General features: G+C 30.5%; 20 protein-coding genes. 5 read left to right on the top strand and 15 right to left on the bottom strand.

Features of this window, described 5'->3' with window-relative positions:
• Window positions 1-97: 97 nt before the first annotated feature.
• Window positions 98-904, top strand: coding sequence for a hypothetical protein (locus tag LOS86_RS06510; protein ID WP_231843807.1), 807 nt, complete (start codon window positions 98-100; stop codon window positions 902-904).
• Between the two features lie 77 nt (window positions 905-981).
• Entirely contained in the window at window positions 982-1,479 is a 498-nt protein-coding gene (locus tag LOS86_RS06505; RefSeq protein WP_231843806.1) for a hypothetical protein, read from the top strand.
• Between the two features lie 56 nt (window positions 1,480-1,535).
• Here the strand turns inward: LOS86_RS06505 and LOS86_RS06500 are convergent, their stop codons facing one another.
• From LOS86_RS06500 to LOS86_RS06445, 12 genes are all read right to left on the bottom strand, one after another.
• Window positions 1,536-1,961, bottom strand: coding sequence for a protease complex subunit PrcB family protein (locus LOS86_RS06500; RefSeq protein ID WP_231843805.1), 426 nt, complete (start codon window positions 1,959-1,961; stop codon window positions 1,536-1,538).
• Complete coding sequence (bshA, locus tag LOS86_RS06495; RefSeq protein ID WP_231843804.1) at window positions 1,961-3,091, bottom strand: N-acetyl-alpha-D-glucosaminyl L-malate synthase BshA; 1,131 nt, start codon at window positions 3,089-3,091, stop codon at window positions 1,961-1,963. Before bshA ends, LOS86_RS06500 begins: the two co-directional genes overlap by 1 nt.
• 63 nt (window positions 3,092-3,154) lie before the next feature.
• Window positions 3,155-3,610: a DUF1801 domain-containing protein gene (locus tag LOS86_RS06490; RefSeq protein ID WP_231843803.1), complete on the bottom strand. Its 456-nt coding sequence runs from the start codon at window positions 3,608-3,610 to the stop codon at window positions 3,155-3,157.
• Between the two features lie 32 nt (window positions 3,611-3,642).
• Window positions 3,643-6,555 (bottom strand): serine hydrolase domain-containing protein, encoded by a 2,913-nt coding sequence (locus tag LOS86_RS06485; RefSeq protein ID WP_231843802.1) that lies wholly within the window; start codon window positions 6,553-6,555, stop codon window positions 3,643-3,645.
• 117 nt (window positions 6,556-6,672) lie between these two features.
• Window positions 6,673-7,896 (bottom strand): phosphoserine phosphatase SerB, encoded by a 1,224-nt coding sequence (serB, locus tag LOS86_RS06480; RefSeq protein WP_231843801.1) that lies wholly within the window; start codon window positions 7,894-7,896, stop codon window positions 6,673-6,675.
• 20 nt (window positions 7,897-7,916) lie between these two features.
• The gene (locus LOS86_RS06475; RefSeq protein WP_231843800.1) at window positions 7,917-8,399 is read right to left on the bottom strand and encodes an ABC transporter ATPase; all 483 of its coding nucleotides are present in this window, start codon (window positions 8,397-8,399) and stop codon (window positions 7,917-7,919) included.
• Between the two features lie 2 nt (window positions 8,400-8,401).
• The gene (locus tag LOS86_RS06470) at window positions 8,402-9,004 is read right to left on the bottom strand and encodes a hypothetical protein (RefSeq protein ID WP_231843799.1); all 603 of its coding nucleotides are present in this window, start codon (window positions 9,002-9,004) and stop codon (window positions 8,402-8,404) included.
• A 1-nt stretch (window position 9,005) separates the two neighbouring features.
• Window positions 9,006-9,797: a (Fe-S)-binding protein gene (locus LOS86_RS06465; RefSeq protein WP_231843919.1), complete on the bottom strand. Its 792-nt coding sequence runs from the start codon at window positions 9,795-9,797 to the stop codon at window positions 9,006-9,008.
• Window positions 9,798-9,851: 54 nt separating this feature from the next.
• Window positions 9,852-11,174, bottom strand: a complete 1,323-nt coding sequence (locus LOS86_RS06460) for a 4Fe-4S dicluster domain-containing protein (RefSeq protein ID WP_231843798.1) — start codon at window positions 11,172-11,174, stop codon at window positions 9,852-9,854.
• 10 nt (window positions 11,175-11,184) lie between these two features.
• Window positions 11,185-12,138, bottom strand: a complete 954-nt coding sequence (locus LOS86_RS06455) for an MlaD family protein (protein WP_231843797.1) — start codon at window positions 12,136-12,138, stop codon at window positions 11,185-11,187.
• A 35-nt stretch (window positions 12,139-12,173) separates the two neighbouring features.
• A complete protein-coding gene (locus LOS86_RS06450) occupies window positions 12,174-13,277 on the bottom strand; it encodes an N-acetylmuramoyl-L-alanine amidase family protein (RefSeq protein WP_231843796.1) in 1,104 nt (367 codons plus the stop codon).
• A gap of 11 nt (window positions 13,278-13,288) precedes the next feature.
• Entirely contained in the window at window positions 13,289-14,386 is a 1,098-nt protein-coding gene (locus LOS86_RS06445) for an N-acetylmuramoyl-L-alanine amidase family protein (RefSeq protein ID WP_231843795.1), read from the bottom strand.
• Between the two features lie 72 nt (window positions 14,387-14,458).
• Here LOS86_RS06445 and LOS86_RS06440 point away from each other — a divergent pair, with 72 nt between their 5' ends.
• The 3 genes from LOS86_RS06440 to LOS86_RS06430 all read left to right on the top strand — a co-directional run bounded on the left by LOS86_RS06440 (window position 14,459) and on the right by LOS86_RS06430 (window position 18,228).
• Entirely contained in the window at window positions 14,459-17,155 is a 2,697-nt protein-coding gene (locus LOS86_RS06440; protein ID WP_231843794.1) for a putative LPS assembly protein LptD, read from the top strand.
• A 15-nt stretch (window positions 17,156-17,170) separates the two neighbouring features.
• Entirely contained in the window at window positions 17,171-17,551 is a 381-nt protein-coding gene (locus LOS86_RS06435; protein WP_231843793.1) for a RidA family protein, read from the top strand.
• A 71-nt stretch (window positions 17,552-17,622) separates the two neighbouring features.
• Window positions 17,623-18,228 carry a hypothetical protein gene (locus tag LOS86_RS06430; protein WP_231843792.1) on the top strand — a complete coding sequence of 202 codons (606 nt, stop codon included), beginning with the start codon at window positions 17,623-17,625 and terminating at the stop codon, window positions 18,226-18,228.
• Between the two features lie 32 nt (window positions 18,229-18,260).
• Here LOS86_RS06430 and LOS86_RS06425 read toward each other — a convergent pair whose 3' ends face one another.
• The 3 genes from LOS86_RS06425 to gap all read right to left on the bottom strand — a co-directional run bounded on the left by LOS86_RS06425 (window position 18,261) and on the right by gap (window position 20,676).
• Window positions 18,261-18,632, bottom strand: coding sequence for a methylglyoxal synthase (locus LOS86_RS06425; RefSeq protein WP_231843791.1), 372 nt, complete (start codon window positions 18,630-18,632; stop codon window positions 18,261-18,263).
• An 89-nt stretch (window positions 18,633-18,721) separates the two neighbouring features.
• The gene (locus tag LOS86_RS06420) at window positions 18,722-19,573 is read right to left on the bottom strand and encodes a BadF/BadG/BcrA/BcrD ATPase family protein (RefSeq protein ID WP_231843790.1); all 852 of its coding nucleotides are present in this window, start codon (window positions 19,571-19,573) and stop codon (window positions 18,722-18,724) included.
• A 95-nt stretch (window positions 19,574-19,668) separates the two neighbouring features.
• Window positions 19,669-20,676: a type I glyceraldehyde-3-phosphate dehydrogenase gene (gene gap, locus LOS86_RS06415; RefSeq protein WP_231843789.1), complete on the bottom strand. Its 1,008-nt coding sequence runs from the start codon at window positions 20,674-20,676 to the stop codon at window positions 19,669-19,671.
• Window positions 20,677-20,694: the final 18 nt, after the last annotated feature.

The raw sequence follows: 20,694 nt of genomic DNA, 5'->3' as shown, positions 1-20,694 counted from the left end.
ATTTAGCACTTTATTCATTATTACACATTAGTTTCAATAAATTAAATATTTAATAATTTCTTTTTTTATATTAGCAAATCATTTATAACATAAAATAATGAAAATTTCAAACTCCTACTTTGCAATTTTAGTTGCATTTTTACTTTTTTCTTGCTCAAATGACAATGAAAGTACCGGAAATACCAGTAATTTTTCAACACCTTTAACTTTAGGAAGCTACTGGACATATGATGTTGTTTCACAAGGAAATACTACAAGAGATTCGCTTTTTATTGATAGTGAAACTACAATTAATAACTCAACCTATAAAATTTTTAAAACTAGAGATGATGTTGCAACTGGATTTTACTCTTCTGCTTTAAGAAACAATAAAGTTAGAGAGGCAAACGGAAAGCTTCTTTTAACTGGTGATTTAGCAATTGCAGCTAATCAAACTTTTCCTTTTACTATTGATTTATCATTAGATGATTTTGTGATTTTTGACAAAAATGCCTCTAACAATCAAACGTTAAATGCTACTCCAAAAACGGGAACTATTAACGAAACTATCAATGGTTATCCTTTAGCCATTAATTATTCTCTTCAAACTTATGGAGGCGAAACATTGGCTTCGTTTACTTCTCCAGATGGAACTGTTTACACCGATGTAAAATCTACTAAAATAAAACTGAATCTTAATATTACTACCGAAATTACTGTATTAGGATCATCTCAAACTATCACAGCATTAGCTCCTCAAGATGTATTAGTTGCTACAATGTATTTATCTGATGGTATTGGAGTTGTTCATACGCATACTGTTACATCATATAGCGTAAATAGTTTAATTGCTACAGAACTATCTATACAAGAAACAGATACCCAATTTCAAGATGAATATTTAGATCTTTATGAAATTAATTAATGAAGTTAAACAAAATCGATTAATAAAATCTAGCACAATTATTGTAGTAAATAGCTATATTTGTAAAAACATATTATATGAAGAAATTAATTTTATCTGCTTTTATGCTATTAGGTTTAGCATTTAGCGCTCAGGCACAAGACATTTCAAAAAATGCATTAGGTTTACGTTTAGGAGACAACGATGGTTTTGGTGGTGAAATTTCATATCAAAGAGGATTAGGTTCTAATAATCGTTTAGAAGTTGATTTAGGATGGAGAAACAGTAAAGATGTTGATGCTTTTAAAATCGTAGGTTTATACCAATGGGTATGGAACATTGATGGTGGTTTTAATTGGTATGCTGGTGTTGGTGGAGGTGTTGGTAGCTGGAGCTTTAATGCAAACGGAGAAAAAGCAAGTGGAAGTTTTATTCTAGGAGCTGGAGATATTGGAATTGAGTACAATTTTTCTGAAATTCCTTTACAGTTATCTCTAGATTTTAGACCAGAAATTTATTTTGGTGGAGATTATGCTGATTTCAGAGATGGATTTGGTCCAGATATTGCTCTAGGAATTCGTTATAAATTCAATTAATAATTGATACTATAAAAATTAAATCGCCTTAATGAAATTTCATTAAGGCGATTTTTTTATTCTACAATTGTAGTTTTAGATTTTGGAATTAAAGCAATACAATATGGCGCTGTTATAACCGTGGTGGCATATTCACCTTTTTTAGGTCCTGTTTCTTTTTTCTTAACCACTACTGTTTGATTATCATTAGTAATTGAAGCTATACTTATTTGGTAACCTCCATAGTTTTTTTGACCTTGAAACAATACAATTACATTATGTTGCTTAAAATCTACCTGTAAGAAATTAGCATATTGTGACTCATCTAATTTTAACGAATCTATAAATTGAATATAGGATTCATTATCTACAATAATTAAATGACCCGGTTGCTCAGTTCCTCCAAATTCACTATTAAAAATGATTGAATAAGAAGTATCCGTTACTTCTTTTTTTACACTACAAGAAATAAATAAAAGTAGGAATGGTAAAAATTTAATCATTATTTTGAATTTAATGCTTTAAAATAAATCTCTTCATAAAGAGGTAAAATAGTATGAATATCAAAAAGTTTAGCTGTTGCCAGAGCATTTTCTTTAAATTGAGATAATTGATTTTCATCTTTTAATAGTGAAATAGCATCGCTACTCATTTTAGTTACATCTCCAACATTGCTTAAATATCCCGAAAAACCATCTTTATTAACTTCAGGTAAACCACCAGAATTACTGGAAATTACTGGAACTCCACAAGCCATTGCTTCTAGAGCTGCTAAACCAAAACTTTCTGTTTCAGATGGCAATAAAAATAAATCTGAAAAACACAAAATTTTATCAATTTCATTACTATTTCCAAAGAAAATCACTTTGTTTTGAATACCTAACTGTTCACACAAAAGTTCAGCTCCTTCTTTTTCTGGTCCTTCACCAACCATCATTAATTTTGAGGGTACTTCTTTTTGAACTTCATTAAAGATTCGTACAACATCTTCTATTCGTTTTACTTTTCTAAAGTTTGAAATATGCGTAATTATTTTCTCCTCTTCATTTGCCATTAAAGAACGATGACACGGAATATTTTCTTTTAATTTTTCTTTGTTGAGCTCAATGAAATTTGGAATAACTTCAATTTCTTTTTTTATATCAAACAATCGATAGGTGTCTTCTTTTAAACTTTGAGAAACACTAGTAACAATATCTGATTTATTAATACTGAAACTCACTGCTGGTTTGTAAAATGGATGATTTCCCACTAAAGTAATATCGGTACCATGGAGTGTAGTTACCATTGGAATATGAATGCCTTCATCTGCCAACATTTGCTTAGCCATATAGCCTGCATAAGCATGAGGAATAGCATAATGAACGTGTAAAACATCTATTTTATACAATTTCACCATATCAACTAACTTACTAGAAAGGGCTAACTCATAAGGCTGATAATGAAATAATGGATATTCAGGAACGTGAACTTCATGGTAATGTACATTCGGATTTAACAATGCCAAACGCACAGGTTGACTGTATGTAATGAAGTGGATATCATGTCCTCTTTTGGCTAATTCCAAACCTAATTCTGTAGCCACTACTCCACTTCCACCAAATGTAGGATAACAAACAATAGCGATTTTCATTTCTATAAATTTTGAAATAAAATTACCATTTCTAATATTGGTAACTCTAAAACATACGTTAAATTATTTTTTAAAAGCTGCTTCGTAAGTAGCTATCCAATCTGCAACAGTAACTTTTTTTACTAATTCCCCAATTAATTCAAACGGAATATTCTCTGGTTTTTTGATGCGCAAACAACTTTTACCAATATCTAATTTTTGTTTTGAATGTTTTGGGTATTCAGTTACAAACCAATCATACAATTCAGGATTGGCATAAATTCCCATGTGATAGAAATTAATACTATTTTTTTGACTTGCAAAAGACATAAATGGCAAAGGCAACTCAGGAGTACAATGATAACCTGCTGGATAGATTGAATGCGGTACAAAATACCCAATCATTCCATATCCAATTCCTTCTTGAAAACCTTCTGGAAGATTTTCTAAAATAATATGACGTAGTTTTTGTAATGCTTCTCTTCTATCTTCAGGAGCTTCATTGATGTATTGTTCTACTGTTACTGCTTTTGATGTCATGTTAATACGTTTATAGTCTAAATTTACAAAAATTACTCAACAATCGCTTCGTAAATAACTTTTTGAATATTTTCTCTAATATTTTCCTTCGATAATTTATTTGAAGCGTTAGAATCAGGAAAAGTTCTATTGGATAAGAAAACATAAACAATTTCTTTTTCTGGGTCGGCCCAAGTCATCGTTCCCGTAAATCCTGTATGTCCGAAACTTGTTAAAGAAACACAACCACATGTAGGCCCTTCATTTCCTAATTGGGGTTTATCAAACCCAACTCCTCTTCTATTTCCATCTTTACAGAAATAACATGTATTAAAAGTATTTATTGTGTTTTCTGAAATATACGTTTTGCCACCATAAGTTCCTTTTTGAAGATACATTTGCATCATTTTAGCAACATCCAAAGCATTAGCAAATAATCCCGCATGCCCCGATATACCACCTTGCATAGCGGCTGCCATATCATGAACATGTCCTTGAATTAATTGATGTCTAAAATAGGTATCGTTCTCTGTTGGAACGATATGATTAATATTTATTTTTCTCAACGGATTATACATAATTGAATTAGCTCCTAAAGGGGCAAAAAAGTTAGTATGAGCTAATTCATCTAGTGTTTTTTTATTGTGAAATTCTAAATATTCTTTGAATAAAATAAAAGAGAAATCGCTGTATTTATACTGTTTTTTGGGTAATAAATCACTGTCTATAATTGTTTTTACAATAGTGTCATTGTAATCTTTAATTAAAAATAATTTATTGGCAACTGGAGTTGGAAATTCTTCAGAAAATTCACTTCTGTAAAAATGTGTACTTGGTCGGTTTAAACTATCTAAAGTGGCTTTGTAAAATGGAATCCAAGGTTGAAAACGTGCTTGATGTGTAAGCATATCTAAAATTGTAGCATTAGCTTTGTTTGAATTTTTAGCTATAGGCAACATGTTTTTTAACTTCGTTTCTAAAGTCAAATGCCCTTGATCAAATTCTTTCATTACGTTTGGTAATGTAGCAATAATTTTCGTCAAGGATGCAATATCATACACATCAGTATTACTTACCTTTTGATTGGATTCATAGGTGTGATTTCCGAATGACTTTTGGTAAATTACTTTTCCTTTTCGAGCTACAACTACCTGAATACCAGGTGTCATTTTTCTTGAAATAGCATAATTAGCAATTGAATCAATTTTTGTTAATACTTTAGAATTCATTCCCACATTTTCAGGAATTGTAAATCCTAAACGTTTGATTTCTAAAGTTTCAATTCCTTCATTAACTTTAAATTCGTCATCAATTGAAACAGGTAATTTTCCTTTTGCTCCCATAGAACCAAAGATAATTTGAGGTGCAATAGTTTGAGCAATTGGATTGTTTTGGTAAGCCACAATAATTGTTTCGATATCTTCAAAGTTCTTTAAATTAGTTAAAGAATATGGTTTGGTAAAGCAGGTTAAAATCACATCATTTTGCTTCGAAATTTGGTTAATCCACAACATTTCTTTAAAACTAAAATTATGATTTTTCCAGGCTCCATCTGCTTTGTGATACCCTATAATTACTTTTGTATAATCTTGCAATTGGACTAAAACCGAATCTAAATTTTTATTCGTTATTTCGCTTATTGATGCATAATTTCTTAAATGGGTCAAAAAAGTATCAGATGCATCATTTCCTAATTTGATGTAAGCTATTTTCTCTTTTTCAATATCTCGTACCGGAACTAATTTATCGTGATTTTTAATTACAGTTACTGCATTTTCATATAATTTATAATTTAATGCATCATATTCAACAGCATTTAAATCTTGGTATAAATTATCTAAATTAATTGGTTGATATTGATTAAGATTTGCTTTGTATTTATAAGATAATATCTTTTTTACCGAATACATTAAACGTTCTTCGGTAATTGTCCCCTTATCATAAGCTTCTTTGAATTTTTTTACTGCAACTGGAACATTTTCAGCAAAAAGTAGCACATCATTTCCGGCCAAAAAGGCTTCTAAATCTATATCACCCGGTTTTTTAAAATTACTAGCGCCTTTCATATTCAAGGCATCGGTAAAAATTAACCCTTCAAATTGAAGTTGTTTTTTCAAAATATCCGTAACAACTGGATAGGAAATGGATGTTGGATAATTTGCTCTAGGTTCTAAACTTGGCACATTCAAATGAGCCACCATAATACTAGTTAATCCGTTTTTAATCAATTCTTTATACGGATATAACTCTACCTCGTTTATTCGATTTTTGTCGAAATTTACTACTGGTAATGTATGATGTGAATCCGTTGAAGTATCACCATGACCTGGAAAATGCTTTGCTGTTGCATAAACTCCTTCGTCTTGTAAGCCTTTCATTAATGCTAAGGCTCTTTCAGTTACATTTTCTTTTGTTTCACCAAAAGAACGATTTCCAATAATTGGATTTTTTGGATTGGTATTGATATCCACAACAGGGGCAAAATTAAAATGAATTCCCATTCGTTTTGATTGCTTACCCATTTGATTTCCTGTTTTTTCAATCAACTTCATGTCTTGAATAGCACCAAGAGTCATGTTCCAAGGATAACGATAAGTAGAATCTAATCGCATGCTTAAACCCCATTCGGCATCAATTCCAATAAACAAAGGCACTTTAGCTTTTGCTTGATAACGATTGGTTAACTTCGCTTGACGAACTGGTCCGCCTTGAAAGAAGATTAATCCTCCTATTTTGTAATCTTCAACTAGTTTATCTATTGATTTATTATGCGCTTCGTCTTTATTTGAATAAGCAGCAACCATGAACAATTGTCCCACTTTTTCCTCAAAAGAAAATTGGTTGTACACACTATCTACCCAAACTTGTTGTTCTAGTTTAGACGATTTAAATTGATGGGTATTATTTTGAGAAAAGGCTATGTTTAATGCTGCTATTCCGCATAATAGCAAGTATAAATATCGCATAAATAAAACTTTGAATTTAAGGGTTTAAATTTAGGCTAAATAATTTTGAGATAAAATTAAATAACCCATTTTTAAGTATTATTTATGAGAAATTTATCAACTAAAAAATTGATACGATTATTGAAATAAATCGATATGACGATCGTGATACCCTAGAAGATATAAAACACCATCTAAACCAATGCTCGAAATTGAACTTTGCGCATTATCTTTAACTTTTGGTTTGGCATGAAACGCAATTCCTAAACCTGCTAAATTTAACATTGGTAAATCGTTAGCACCGTCACCAACAGCGATTGTTTGGTTAATGTGAATACCTTCTTTTTGAGCAATTTCTTTTAAATATTCGGCTTTTTTATTACCATCTACAATATCGCCTACATAACCTCCAGTTAGAACTCCATCTTTAATTTCTAGTTCATTTGCATAAACATAATCAATACCAAGTTCATTTTGTAAATATTTACCAAAGTAAGTAAATCCACCCGATAAAATTGCGGTTTTGAATCCGTATGATTTTAAAGTATCTATTAAACGTCTAGCTCCTTTGGTTATTGGTAAATTAATTGCAACTTCTTTTAAAACTTCTTCTTTTAAGCCTTTTAAAAGCAACATACGTTGTTTGAAACTCTCTTGGAAATCAATTTCACCTTGCATGGCTGATTCGGTGATTGCTTTTACTTGTTTTCCAACTCCAGCTAGTTCAGCTAATTCATCAATAACTTCGGTTTGAATAAGTGTTGAGTCCATATCAAAGCAAACCAAACGTCTGTTTCTTCTAAAAATATTATCTTCTTGAAAGGCAATATCTAAATCTAATTCACTTGAAATTTGCATGAATTTAGAAGTGAATTCAGATTTATCTTGAATAGCACCTCTAATAGATAATTGAATACAAGCTCTCGGATAATCGTCTTCCTTTACAAGAGAAGTTCTTCCAGTTAGACGTTTAATTGCATCAATATTCAAATTCTTTTCAGATATAACTTTTGTAACTTGAGAAATGTGCTCAGCGGTTAATTTATCTCCTAAAAGTGTAACAATGTAGCGATCTTTACCTTGTAAATTTACCCAGTTTTCATAATCCTCTAATGCTACAGGTGTAAACTTAGCTTTAATACCTAATTCATACGATTTAAATAATAAATCTTTAAGAACAGCAGCAGACTTTTTACCCGATTTTATTTGAAATAATATCCCTAAAGACAACGTATTATGAATATTTGCTTGACCAATATCTAAAATTTTAGCATCATATTCAGCTAAAACTGCGGTTAAAGATGAAGTTAATCCGGGTTTATCTTGACCCGAAATATTCAACAAAAAAATCTCGCTATCCATGAAAGTTAATGTAAGAAGTATTAAAAAAATCGATTATGCCAACTTTCACTTGCAGGAACTTCCCAAAAATCGTTTAACTCACCTAACGTATTCAATAAATTATTAAATACAATCGTGTTTTCCGAAACGGCTTTTTCTTTTGCCATTTTTTTAAATTCGATAAGTGGTTTAAAAGCAACGTGTTCTCCTACTTTAAATGTAACATTCATTTTGTCTAATAAATCTACATTATATTTTTGTTCTAAACTTTGTATGAATTGAACTGAAGCATCTATTGAACAACCTGTTGCTGCTTGCACATTTTGATTTACTGCAATGATTATAAAACGATTGTATCGTGTTATAAATGAAGCTTCAAGACTTTGACCGTGTGAAGACCAATTATCCAAGAAAATCTTTAATTCCGTTTCAATTTCTTGAATTTCTTCATCAGAAAACTTTCTATTAGATTGATAAATCCAAATTTTTGATTCTTCTGGTAAGGTCTCAAATGGTACAAACATGATTATTTTTTTATAATATCAGTAACTATTTTATACGTAACAAATTTGCCTAATTTAGCATCAAACAACTCCATTTCATAATATGAAACTTCAACAGCATCAGCTACTTTTAATACTTTATCTGTTAATAAGAATGAATTTTCAAAACTACTTAAAAGGATAAATTGATTATTCTTTCCTGAATCTTCTTTAATTGAAAACGTTAAGAATTGATCAAAATGAAGTTCTGAAAGTTTTCCTGAAACAAATAAATCAGGTTCTGTTGTATCTTCATCAGATGAACTATCATCACCTAACATAAATTTAAAAGCACTCGGACATTTTAATGCCATTTTTTTTCCTACATCATATCCTAACTCTTCCATTTTAGCTTCATTAGTAATGATATCTTTACCGTAGTATTTTTCTACGTCCTTTTCATACGAACTGATGGCTTCTAAAAGACAAATTCCAATAGTTAATTCGAAATTTTCTTTAGTAATTTCTTGTTTTCCAACACACTCACATGCTTTATCACCTAATTTTTCTGCTAACTGATCTTTTGTTAATTTTTGAGCAAGAGTTACGTTTCCAACTAGGATTAATAGTAATAAGAATTTTTTCATTTTATAAATTTTGAGCGTTAGCAATTATTTCAGCGATATCGAGTACTTTAACTTCGTTTTCTTTGTGTGCAAATTTTACACCATCTGTCATCATTGTATTACAATAAGGACAACCTGTTGCAATAATATTTGGAGTTGTTTCAAGTGCGTCTTGAGTTCTTAAAACATTAATTTCCATATTTCCTTTTTCAGGTTCTTTAAACATTTGAGCACCACCAGCTCCACAACATAAAGCAGAACTTTTACTACGTTTCATCTCAACAATTTGAGCATTGGTTTGTGATAGAATTTCTCTAGGCGCCTGATATTCATTATTAGCTCTACCTAAATAACATGGATCATGAAATGTAATACGACTACCTTTATACGTTTCTTTATTAAAGCTGATACGCCCTTCTTTTAAAAGCTGTTGAATAAATTGTGTGTGATGAATAACTTCATAATTTCCACCTAAACTAGGGTATTCATTCTTTAAACAGTTAAAAGAATGTGGATCACAAGTAACAATTTTTTTTACTTCGTATGCATTTAGCAATTCAATATTCATCAAAGCTTGCATTTGAAATAAAAATTCATTCCCAGCTCTTTTTGCTACATCACCTGTACAACTTTCTTCGGTACCTAGAACTGCAAAATTTACATTTGCTTTATTTAATATTTTAACAAAAGCTCTGGTTATTTTTTTTGCTCTGTCATCGAAACTACCAGCAGAACCTACCCAAAATAAAATCTCAGGTTGTTTTCCTTCAGCCATCATTTCGGCCATTGTTGGCACTATTAAATTTTCTGACATCATGTTTTATATTTTTAAATCAAAATTAGACGTGATTTCACTACATCTAATTTTTTATTCATTAACCCAATTTAAACGATCCATTTGATTGTATTGCCAAGGAGCACCATTGTTTTCAATATTACTCATCATATTGTTTAATTCCATTGGTGCAGCACTTTGTTCCATTACTAAATAACGACGCATTTCGATAATAATAGATAATGGACTAATGTTTATTGGACACTCTTCCACACAAGCATTACAAGTAGTACAAGCCCATAATTCTTCTGGAGTGATGTAATCATTCAATAATGATTTACCATCATCAACAAAAACACCTTTATTTAAATCGATATTTCTTCCTACTTCCTCTAAACGATCACGAGTATCCATCATAATCTTACGAGGCGATAATTTTTTACCTGTTTGGTTTGCCGGACATGATGAAGTACAACGACCACATTCTGTACAACTGTATGCATTTAATAATTGTACCCAATTTAAATCTTGAACATCAGAAGCACCAAATTTTGCTGGAACAGCATCAGGATTGGCTGGAGCCGCAAAAGGGTCAGCATTAGGATCCATCATTAATTTTACTTCTTTTGTAACACTTTCTAAGTTATTTAATTTCCCTTTTGCGTTTAAATCAGCATAAAATGTATTAGGGAATGCAAGTAAAATATGTAAATGTTTTGAATAATATAAATAATTTAAGAAAACTAAGATTCCGGCAATGTGTAACCACCAAGCAGTTCTTTCAATTATTACTACCAAACCTTCACTCATACCATTGAACATTGGAGCAATGAATTGAGAAATAGGAAAACTACCCGCTTGATTATAATGTCCTATTCCTAAGTTTTGCAAATGGAAATCAGCCGCATTCATAACTAAGAACAACGTCATTAATACCATTTCAAAATATAAAATATAGTTGGCATCATTTTTAGGTTGTCCTTTTAAATCTGAGCTTGTAAATCGAGCTAATTTGGTAACATTTCTTCTTATCCAAAAAACTACAACGGCTACTAAAACCAAGAAGGCAAGAATTTCAAACGAACCAATTAATACGTCATAAAATCCGCCCATGAATGATAATACTCGGTGTGTTCCAAAAAGTCCGTCAATTATGATTTCAATAACTTCAATATTGATGATTACGAAACCAACATATACTACAATATGTAAAAATCCAGCAATAGGACGTTTTACCATTTTAGATTGCCCTAAAGCAACCATCGTCATGTTTTTCCATCTTGCAGATGGATTATCACTACGATCTACATCCTGACCTAGTTTAATATTACGAATTAGTTTTTTAACATTGATTGCAAAATAACCAATACCTGCTGCTAAAAGCAATGCGAAGAAAATATTATCTAAAAATTGCATCGTATAAAATTTACTTTTTAATTGTATCGTTTACGGGAGCTACATAAGGTTTGTTTTTCTTTCCAAAAAGAGAAACATTAACATAGCGTGTTGGATTTAATCTTAAATCTTGTAACAACAATTCTAATTCTTTTGAAGTCTTATTGAAATTATTGTACATAGCATCGTCTTTAAACAATTTGCCCATGGTTCCGTTTCCTTTTTCAATTTCGGCCATGATTTTATCAACACTAGCTAATGTTTTTTCTAAGTTTTTAACTGTTTGACCTAAATTAGCTTGGGCTAAAGAATCAGAAATCTTAGAAAAATTTGCAGACGTTTTGTCTAAGTTAGCCATTGTTGAATTGATTTTTGATTTATTATCAGCAAGCATTTCATTAACATTTTTTGAAACCTCACTAAATTCTGAAAGTGTTTTATTCAATTCAGCTATACTATTTTTTAGATTTTGTTTTGTTTTTTCATCTAATATCTCATTAATGTTTGTGAACAAAACATCAGCATTATCTAATAACTTTTGCACTTTAAATTGAAGTGGCTCTAATTGTTGTGCTAAAGCATCAGTTATTCCTAATTTACTACTTGCTTTTAAATAATCACCTGATTTGATATATTCTTTATCTTGAAAATTTGGTTTAATAGCAATTTGTCTTCCCCCCACTAAACCTGAATCATAAATTTCGGCAATACTTGATTTCGCAATAGGAAAATCCGTCGTAATTTGCATTTCAACTAATAATTTTCCATTAGGTTGAATAGTAATAGAATTTACTTTTCCAATAGCCAATCCGTTTAATGTTACAGGAGCAGAATCTACAAGACCTGCAACGTTGTCATATTCTACATAAACTCGAGTACTACTATCAAATAAGTCTTTTCCTTTTAAAAAATTATATCCCCAAATGAAAAGTAAAATGGAAGTAATTACGAGGATAGCGGTTTTGATTTCTTTTGTTAGTTTCAAAGCGTTATAATTTTTAACAAAAATAAACTTTTATTTTATTTTATTGCATCAGTTATGCTTATTTTTATTCCGTCTTTATAAGCAACTATGAATGCTGATGTATATCCTTTTTCTTTTGCTTCTTCTAATTTTTGCTTAGCAATTTTGTAATCATTTTCAGCTGCATAAAAGTATTTATAAAGCTTTCCAGATTTTTCAACTGAAATTGGACTTAATCCTTTAAAATTAGATGGTACTGTTGCCAATTCTTTAGAACTCGCAGAAATTTGAATTTTGAAAACAATTCCTTTGTCATTTGATTTTGCTGGAATATTTTTTTCAATTGTAGGTTCTGGTTTTTCCTCAACTACTTTTATTTCCTCCTTAACACTATTACTATTAGTAGGGTTAAAAAATTCATTTTTATAATCTAAAATGGCACCTGCAATAGCTTCAGCCAATTTGTTTTGTCCTTGCTCAGAATTTAAGAATTCACCTTCTTCTTTATTGGAAACAAAACCCATTTCTATTAAAACACGAGGCATTGTAATTTGGCGTAAAACTAAAAATCCAGCTTGTTTTACACCTCTATTTTTATTACTTGTTTTTTTGGTAAAAAATTCTTGAACTCTACCTGCTAATTCAATACTTTGATCAAGATATTCTTCTTGAAGTATAGAAATTCCAATAACTGATTCAGGAGAATTAGGATCAAATCCATCATATTTAATCTTATAATCGGTTTCTAAAGTAACTACCTCATTTTCGCTTTTAGCAACTTCTAAATTTGAAGCATTACGAGTTATCCCCATAACATAAGTTTCATTACCTGAGGCTGCTTGATTCTTATTTGCATTACAATGCATAGAAACAAAAATGCTTCCTTTTGATTTATTAGCAATTGTAGCTCTTTGTTGTAATTCTATGAATACATCTGATTTTCGCGTATAAACCACTTCTATTTGTGGATCTTTTTCTAGGATAGCACCAACCTTTAGCACAGTCTGCAAGGCAATATTCTTTTCAATATTACCATGATAAACCGCGCCATAATCTTTACCTCCATGACCAGCATCAAGGACTACTTTAAACTTTTGTGTTTGCCCGAATCCCCATGTAAAAAAAAGGGCACAAAATCCTAATAAAGATTTTTTAAACATCTGAATCATAATTAGTTTGTGAATTTAACAATAAATGCCGAAGTAAATCCTTTATTTTTTGCCTCTTCTAATTTTAATTTACAAGTATCATAATCAGATTCTTTACCGTAATAATACTTATATATTTTCTTCTCTCTTTTGTAAGTTATAGGTTTTAATCCTTTAAAATTAGAAGATTTTGTAGCAACTTTTTTACTTAGAGCACAAATTTGAACTTTATAAAGAACTTTTTCCGTAGGTTTATCATCTTTATCGTTCTTATTTGATGATGATGTTGAATCAAAAGTTACGTCTTTATCTGCATCAGTACTATTTTGTTGTTCAATTACATCACTAGCACTGTGAAATTTATTCTTGTATGAAATGATAGCATTTGAAATCGACTGTGCCATTTCGTCTTTCCCTTTATCAGAATTTAGATATAGACCTTCTTCTGGATGTGAAACAAAACCCAATTCAATTAATACTCCTGGCATTACCGTTGCATCTAAAACCCAAATAGGTTGCTGCTTTACACCTCTTGAATAACGTTTGTTTTCGGTAATAAAATTATTTTCAATGTTAGAAGCTAATTCAATACTTTGATTTAAAAATTCTTCTTGCAAGATTTTTAATCCCATTAATGTTGCTGGGTTATTAGGATCAAATCCTTTGTATTTTTCATTATAATCTTCCTCTAAGAAAATTACACCATTCTCCTTTTTTGATATATCTAAATTAGTATCAGTTCGAGACATTCCCATTACAAAAGTTTCAGTTCCTTTAGCTTGAGAACTTTTCACTCCATTGCAATGAACCGAAATGAACAAATTAGCTTTTGCTTTATTTGCGATATTAGCTCTTTCTCTTAATTCTACAAAAACATCTGATTTTCGGGTATAAACAACCGTTATGTCTTTATTTTTTTCTAAAATCTTGCCTAATTTTAAAACAACATCAAGAGCAATATCTTTTTCTTTAATATTTCCTCTAATTGTCCCAGGGTCTTTACCTCCATGACCCGCATCTAAAACCACTTTAAATTTTGTTGAATTTTGAGATAAAACAAAAGATGAAGACAATATAAGTAGTAAAAAAAGGAGTTTTTTTGTAACTATTTTTTGAATCATAATTAATAACCTTTGTATTTATAAGTTATAATTTTATTAAAACATTATTTTTGCAAAAAAATATATGTAAGTTTGACACTTCAAAAAGTGAGCCAATTTTTTACAAAAATACTATTAAAAGCATTGCATACAAAGTTATTTCATATCGTTTTTTCATTAATTTTTCTACTATTAGGAACAAACGCTATTTTCTCACAAGAAACCCCTATTCCAAACACGGTTACCCTAACAAAATCGGACATTAAAAAAGTTAAAGACTCTACTGCTGTTGATTCATCAAAAAAGAAAAAACCTTTTTTAGATGGTGTGGTTAACATGAAAGCAAAGGAATATGAAAAATTAGATCAAAAGAAAAAAACGGTTACTCTTCATGACGAAGCTGAAATATATTATACTGATTTTGAACTAAAAGCTGGAAGAATTGTTTTAGATTATGAGAAAAACTTAGTTTACGCAGGTAGATTAAAAGACTCAGCAGGGAATTATATTCAGCGACCGATGTTTAAACAAGGGGATAATGTGGTAGAACCCGATTCTATTATTTTCCATACCAAATCAGAGCGCGCTAAAGTTTGGAATTCAAGAACACAACAAGGTGAGATGCATATAAAATCCGAAATTTCTAAAAAAGAAAACGATTCGGTTTATTTTATGAAGAATGCTCGATTGACTACTTCTACTAATATTGAAGATCCTGAATACTATTTTTTAGTTAAAAGAGTAAAATTTGTTCCTAAGAAAAAGGTAGTAATTAACTCTACCCAAATGTATATTGCTGATGTCCCTACTCCTATTTGGTTGCCTTTTGGATATTTCCCAATGACAGAAACCAGTACTTCAGGATTTATTATGCCAACACCAGGACAAAATAACCAACAAGGTTATTTTTTACAAAACGGTGGGTATTATTTTGCATTAAGCGATCATTATGATTTAGCTATACTAGGAGATTATTACACCAATGGAAGTTATGGATTACGGGCTGAAACCAGTTATGCAAAACGCTATAAATTTAATGGTCGTGCTAATGTACGATTTGAAAATAACATCCAAAGTGAGAAAGGCTTTCCAGATTATTTAAAATCCAGACAATATAACATCCAATGGTCGCATAACCAAGATGCTAAAGCTTCACCTAATTCGAGATTTTCTGCTTCTGTGAATTTAGGAAGTAGTCAGTATTTTAGACAATCTGTTAATTTAAACAACATTGGTTCGTCTATAAACAACAATTTGAGTTCTTCTGTTTCGTATTCAAAAACATTTCAAACAGTACCTCAGGTAAACATGTCGTTATCAGCTACCCATTCACAAAATACAAATACCCAGCAAATAGATATGACATTACCTACATTTCAAGCAAGTGTAGATCGTATTTTTCCATTTTCTCCGGGTGATGGAATTAAAAAAGGAATCATAAGAAACATAAGTTTACAATATAATATTCGAGGTGAAAACAGAATTAGAACAACCGATTCTTTATTTTTTAAACCTCAAATGTTTAGAGATGCTAGAACAGGATTTCAACACTCTATTCCAATTAGTACCAACTTTAAAATATTCAAGTATTTTAGTGTAACTGCAAGTGCTAATTATAATGAAGTTTGGACATTAAATACTATTGACAAATATTACAGTACAACTGAAAACAAAGTAGTTACGGTTGAACAAAAAGGGTTTGATGCCTTTAGAACCTACAACTTTAACGTAGGAATTGGAACTACAATCTATGGAACATTTAATTTTGGAGAAGATAAAAAAATTGAAGCCATAAGACATGTTGTTCGACCAAATATTTCTTATGGATATACTCCTAGTTTTGATCAATATTTTGAACGTTATGCTTTAGATGCTACCGGAATTAATTTTGGTAATTACACAAGGTTTGACAATGGAATTTTTGGTGCTCCATCCAATAGCATTTCAAATGCAATGAATATTTCGGTTAGTAATACTTTTGAAGCTAAAGTAAAGGACAAAGAAAGTAAAAAAGGAGAAACTAAAAAAGTAATGTTGTTGAACAACTTAAACTTTTCTACTCGTTATGATTTTAATGCTGATTCATTAAAATTAAAGGAAATCTCGGTTAGTGGTGGAACACAATTGTTCAAACAAAAAATGAACATTAATTTTGCTGCAATATTAGATCCTTATGCAATAGATAATACGGGAAGAAGAATTGAAAAATTAAATATTGACAATGGAGGAAGCTTATTGCGCTTACCACGAGCAAATATTACATTAAATTATAGTTTTTCAAATTCAAGTTTTGGTGATAAGAGTAAAACTTCTGATCAAAATGTTCAAAATGGAGGACGAGGAGACGATTTATTTGGTGTAGGAGCTGATTTAAGTGATAATCGTCAGAGTTTATTTGGTAAAGATAAAGACGGCGAAAAAGAAGATACGAATTCGGAATGGTACAATACCAAACTTCCATGGGATTTACGAATTGCTTATTCCTTAAATTATAATAATACCAACAGACAAGATGAAATTGCCTCACACTCTTTAATGGCTTCTGGAAATATTGAATTAGCTCCAAGATGGAAAGTTGGATTTTCATCAGGTTATGATTTTGTACAAAAAGGAGTTACGTTTACCCAATTACGATTTGAGCGCGATTTAGAGAGTTGGAGAATGAGTTTTAACTGGGTACCCTTTGGAACCAATACGTATTGGGGCTTCTTCATAGGAATTTCGTCATCTATATTAAGCGATATTAAATATGACAAGCGTCAATTACCAGATCGTGTTTTTAGACAATAAACAAACCACAACAATATGAAAAAAATAATATTTACTGAAAAAGCTCCGGCACCAATTGGTCCTTATAACCAAGCCATTTTAGTTGGGAACACCTTATACACATCAGGGCAAATTGCTTTGGATCCTGCTACTATGGAATTGGTTTTAAATGATATTGAAACAGAAACCAAACAAGTAATGGAAAACTTAAAAGCGGTTTTAGCTGCCGCTGATATGACGTTTGAAAACGTAATTAAAACTACAATTTTCATTATGAATATGGGCGATTTCACTAGAATAAATGCCGTTTACGGAAGTTATTTTGATGAAGCAACAGCTCCAGCCAGAGAAACAGTACAAGTTGCCTGTTTACCAAAAAATGTAAACATTGAAATTTCAATGATAGCGGTAAAATAATAACTATTTATTAATATTTATATAATCCTCCAATTTATACTTGTGAGGATTTTTTTTTTAATTTAGCTTCAATGAACACATTTTATAAAACATTAGTTTTTCTTTTATTTGTTAACGCTACAATAAATGCTCAATTTAAAGAAAACAACGCACTATATACTTCAGGTGAACTAAATTTAGGTAATTATATTGGGGTTGATATTAATTTAAACTATATCTATAAAGAAAATTATAGTTTTAAAATTGGTTATACAGGAAATATACGAAAACCAAAATCACAACCCGAAGATTATTCTTCTGGTTTAACCGGTGTTTTACTTTTTGGATCGGCAAATCCTTATGATCAATTAGAGAATTATCAAATTGGAGTTGGGAAAATATATAAACTTAACCCAAGTGGAACTATTAGAGCTAATCTTTCTTTAGGAATAGGATATACAATTATTAGTGAACCAGAAAATTGGGTAAGAATTAATAATGGATTTTTAGCTGAAAATTACACATGGAATTACAAAAAATATTCAACAATTAGTGTGATAATTAATCCAAAAATAGAGTTCCCTTTTTCACGATTATATGGATTAACCATTTCTCCACTAATACAATTAAACAAAGACAGAACTTACATAGGAATTGGTATTGGTCAAATGATAGGATTATTACGTAAAAGAAAATAATTTCAAAATGATATTTTTTAATATCACATTAATCATACACCCTCTAATCCTAATAACAATAATTGCGCTGTAGCTTCATTAGTAGCTAATGGCACATTATGAACGTCACAAATACGAATTAGCATATTAATATCCGCTTCGTGAGGGTGACTGGAATTTGGATCTTTGAAAAACAACACCATTTTGGTTTTTCCTTCTGCTACTCGTGCTGCAATTTGGGCATCACCTCCTAAAGGACCAGAAAGCATTTTCTTAACTTTAAAACCAGCTACTTCTGCCCTTCCGCCGGTGGTTCCAGTGGCGATAATTTTTATATTTTCTTTAGATAAAATGGCTTTGTTCTTATTTAAGAATTGCACCATATCTGCTTTTTTACCGTCATGTGCTATAATGGCTATTTCCATGAATTCAATGATTTTACACAAATATAAAAAGAAAAAATCTCAAACCTTGAGAACTGATTTGAGATTTTACAATTTTAATACTATTTGATTTATTTGTTTAAAATGTGATAGGCAATTAATCCATCAATAGGTCTTCGCAATACATTTCCAACTTTAATATCGTATTTATTTAGAATTTCTGTAAGTTCATCTTTTAAATAAAAAGCAATTGAACCAATGAAATGTACTGGAACTTCTCTACAATTTTCAAATTGCATGATATAGTTTTTAGTAAATTTCTTTAATTCCTTTTTAATTATTTTTTTACAATAAGGATGATCTTTATGCTTGATAATGAATTTAGCAAAAGTAGCCAAATAGGCATTCGGATTAGCTTCTTTGTATAGATTATGTTTGATATAATCAGCATCTACATTGTACTCTTCTTCAAACTCCTTTGCTAGTTCAGCTGGCATAGAATTAAAATAATAGCCACGAATTAAATGTCTTCCAAATCGATTTCCTGAACCATCATCCATGGCAATGTAGCCTAATGATTGGACTTTTTGATGAAGTACTTTGCTATCAAAATAACTGCAATTTGAACCTGTTCCTAAAATACAAACAATTGCCGATTCATCTTTTGGAGTAGTCGCATAAACCGCAGCATAAGTATCTTCATGAACTACTACTTTTGCATGAACAAAATATTCTTCGAAAATTTCGCTAAGATGATTTTTCATTCTATCTGTTCCGCATCCAGCTCCGTAAAAAAACAAATGAGTTGCTTTTAGTTTATTGTGAGAAATATCAAATTTTTCTTCTAGGCGATGAATGATTTGGTCTTTTTCTAAAACTTCTGGATTTAATCCTAATGTTTGAGTGGTAAATAAAACTTTACCATTATCATCAATAGCAATCCAATCGGCTTTAGTAGATCCGCTGTCAACTAATAATTTCATAATGTTTGAGTATAAAAAAAAGAATACAGATAAAAGACGAAAATAGTAAATAAATCTATATTCAAATGTCTGTTATCTATATTCTTTACAAAGGATTATAAGTTTGCAATATGTACTGACAAATCAATTAATTTGCTAGAATAACCATATTCATTATCGTACCAAGAAACAAGTTTAAAGAAAGTAGAATTTAATCCAATTCCTGCTTTTGCATCAACAATTGATGTTCTAGAATCTGAAACAAAATCTTGAGAAACTACATCATCTTCTGTAAATCCTAAAATACCTTTCATTGAAGTTTCAGAAGCATTTTTAAGTACTTTCATGATTTCTTCGTAAGAAGTTTCTTTTTCTAATTTTACCGTTAAATCTACTACAGAAACATCAACTGTAGGAACACGGAACGACATACCAGTAAGTTTACCGTTTAATTCAGGAATTACTTTTCCTACCGCTTTAGCTGCTCCAGTAGATGATGGTATAATGTTTACACTTGCAGCACGACCACCTCTCCAGTCTTTTCTTGATGGACCATCGGCAACCATTTGAGTTGCAGTTGAAGCATGAACCGTAGTCATTAATCCTTCCACAATTCCAAAATTATCGTGTATTACTTTAGCTAATGGCGCTAAACAGTTTGTTGTACAAGAAGCATTAGAAACAATAGTATCAGTAGCTTTAACTTCGTTATGATTTACTCCCATTACAAACATTGGAGCATCAGCAGATGGAGCAGAAATTACTACTTTCTTAGCACCACCATCAATATGAGCTTGAGCAGTTTCTAATGTAGTGAAAATACCTGTACATTCAGCTACAACATCAACATCTACACTTTTGTCATCCCATTTAATTAATTTAGGATCTCTTTCTGCTGTAACTCTAATAAACTTGTCATTAACATATAATTGTCCATCTTTAACTTCTACTTTTCCATTAAAACGACCATGTACTGAATCGTATTTTAATAAGTAAGCCAAATGATCTACATCTAATAAATCATTGATGGCAACTACTTCAATATTATCTCTGTTGAATGTTTCTCTAAATACAATTCTTCCAATTCTTCCGAATCCGTTAATTCCTAATTTTACTTTTGACATTTTAATTTATTTTTGATT

This window comes from Flavobacterium cyclinae (genome assembly GCF_021172145.1).
In the GTDB taxonomy this organism is placed as follows: Bacteria; Bacteroidota; Bacteroidia; order Flavobacteriales; family Flavobacteriaceae; genus Flavobacterium; species Flavobacterium cyclinae.
The sequence above is the reverse complement of the archived record's forward strand: the minus strand, read 5'-3'. Positions and strand labels throughout refer to the sequence as shown.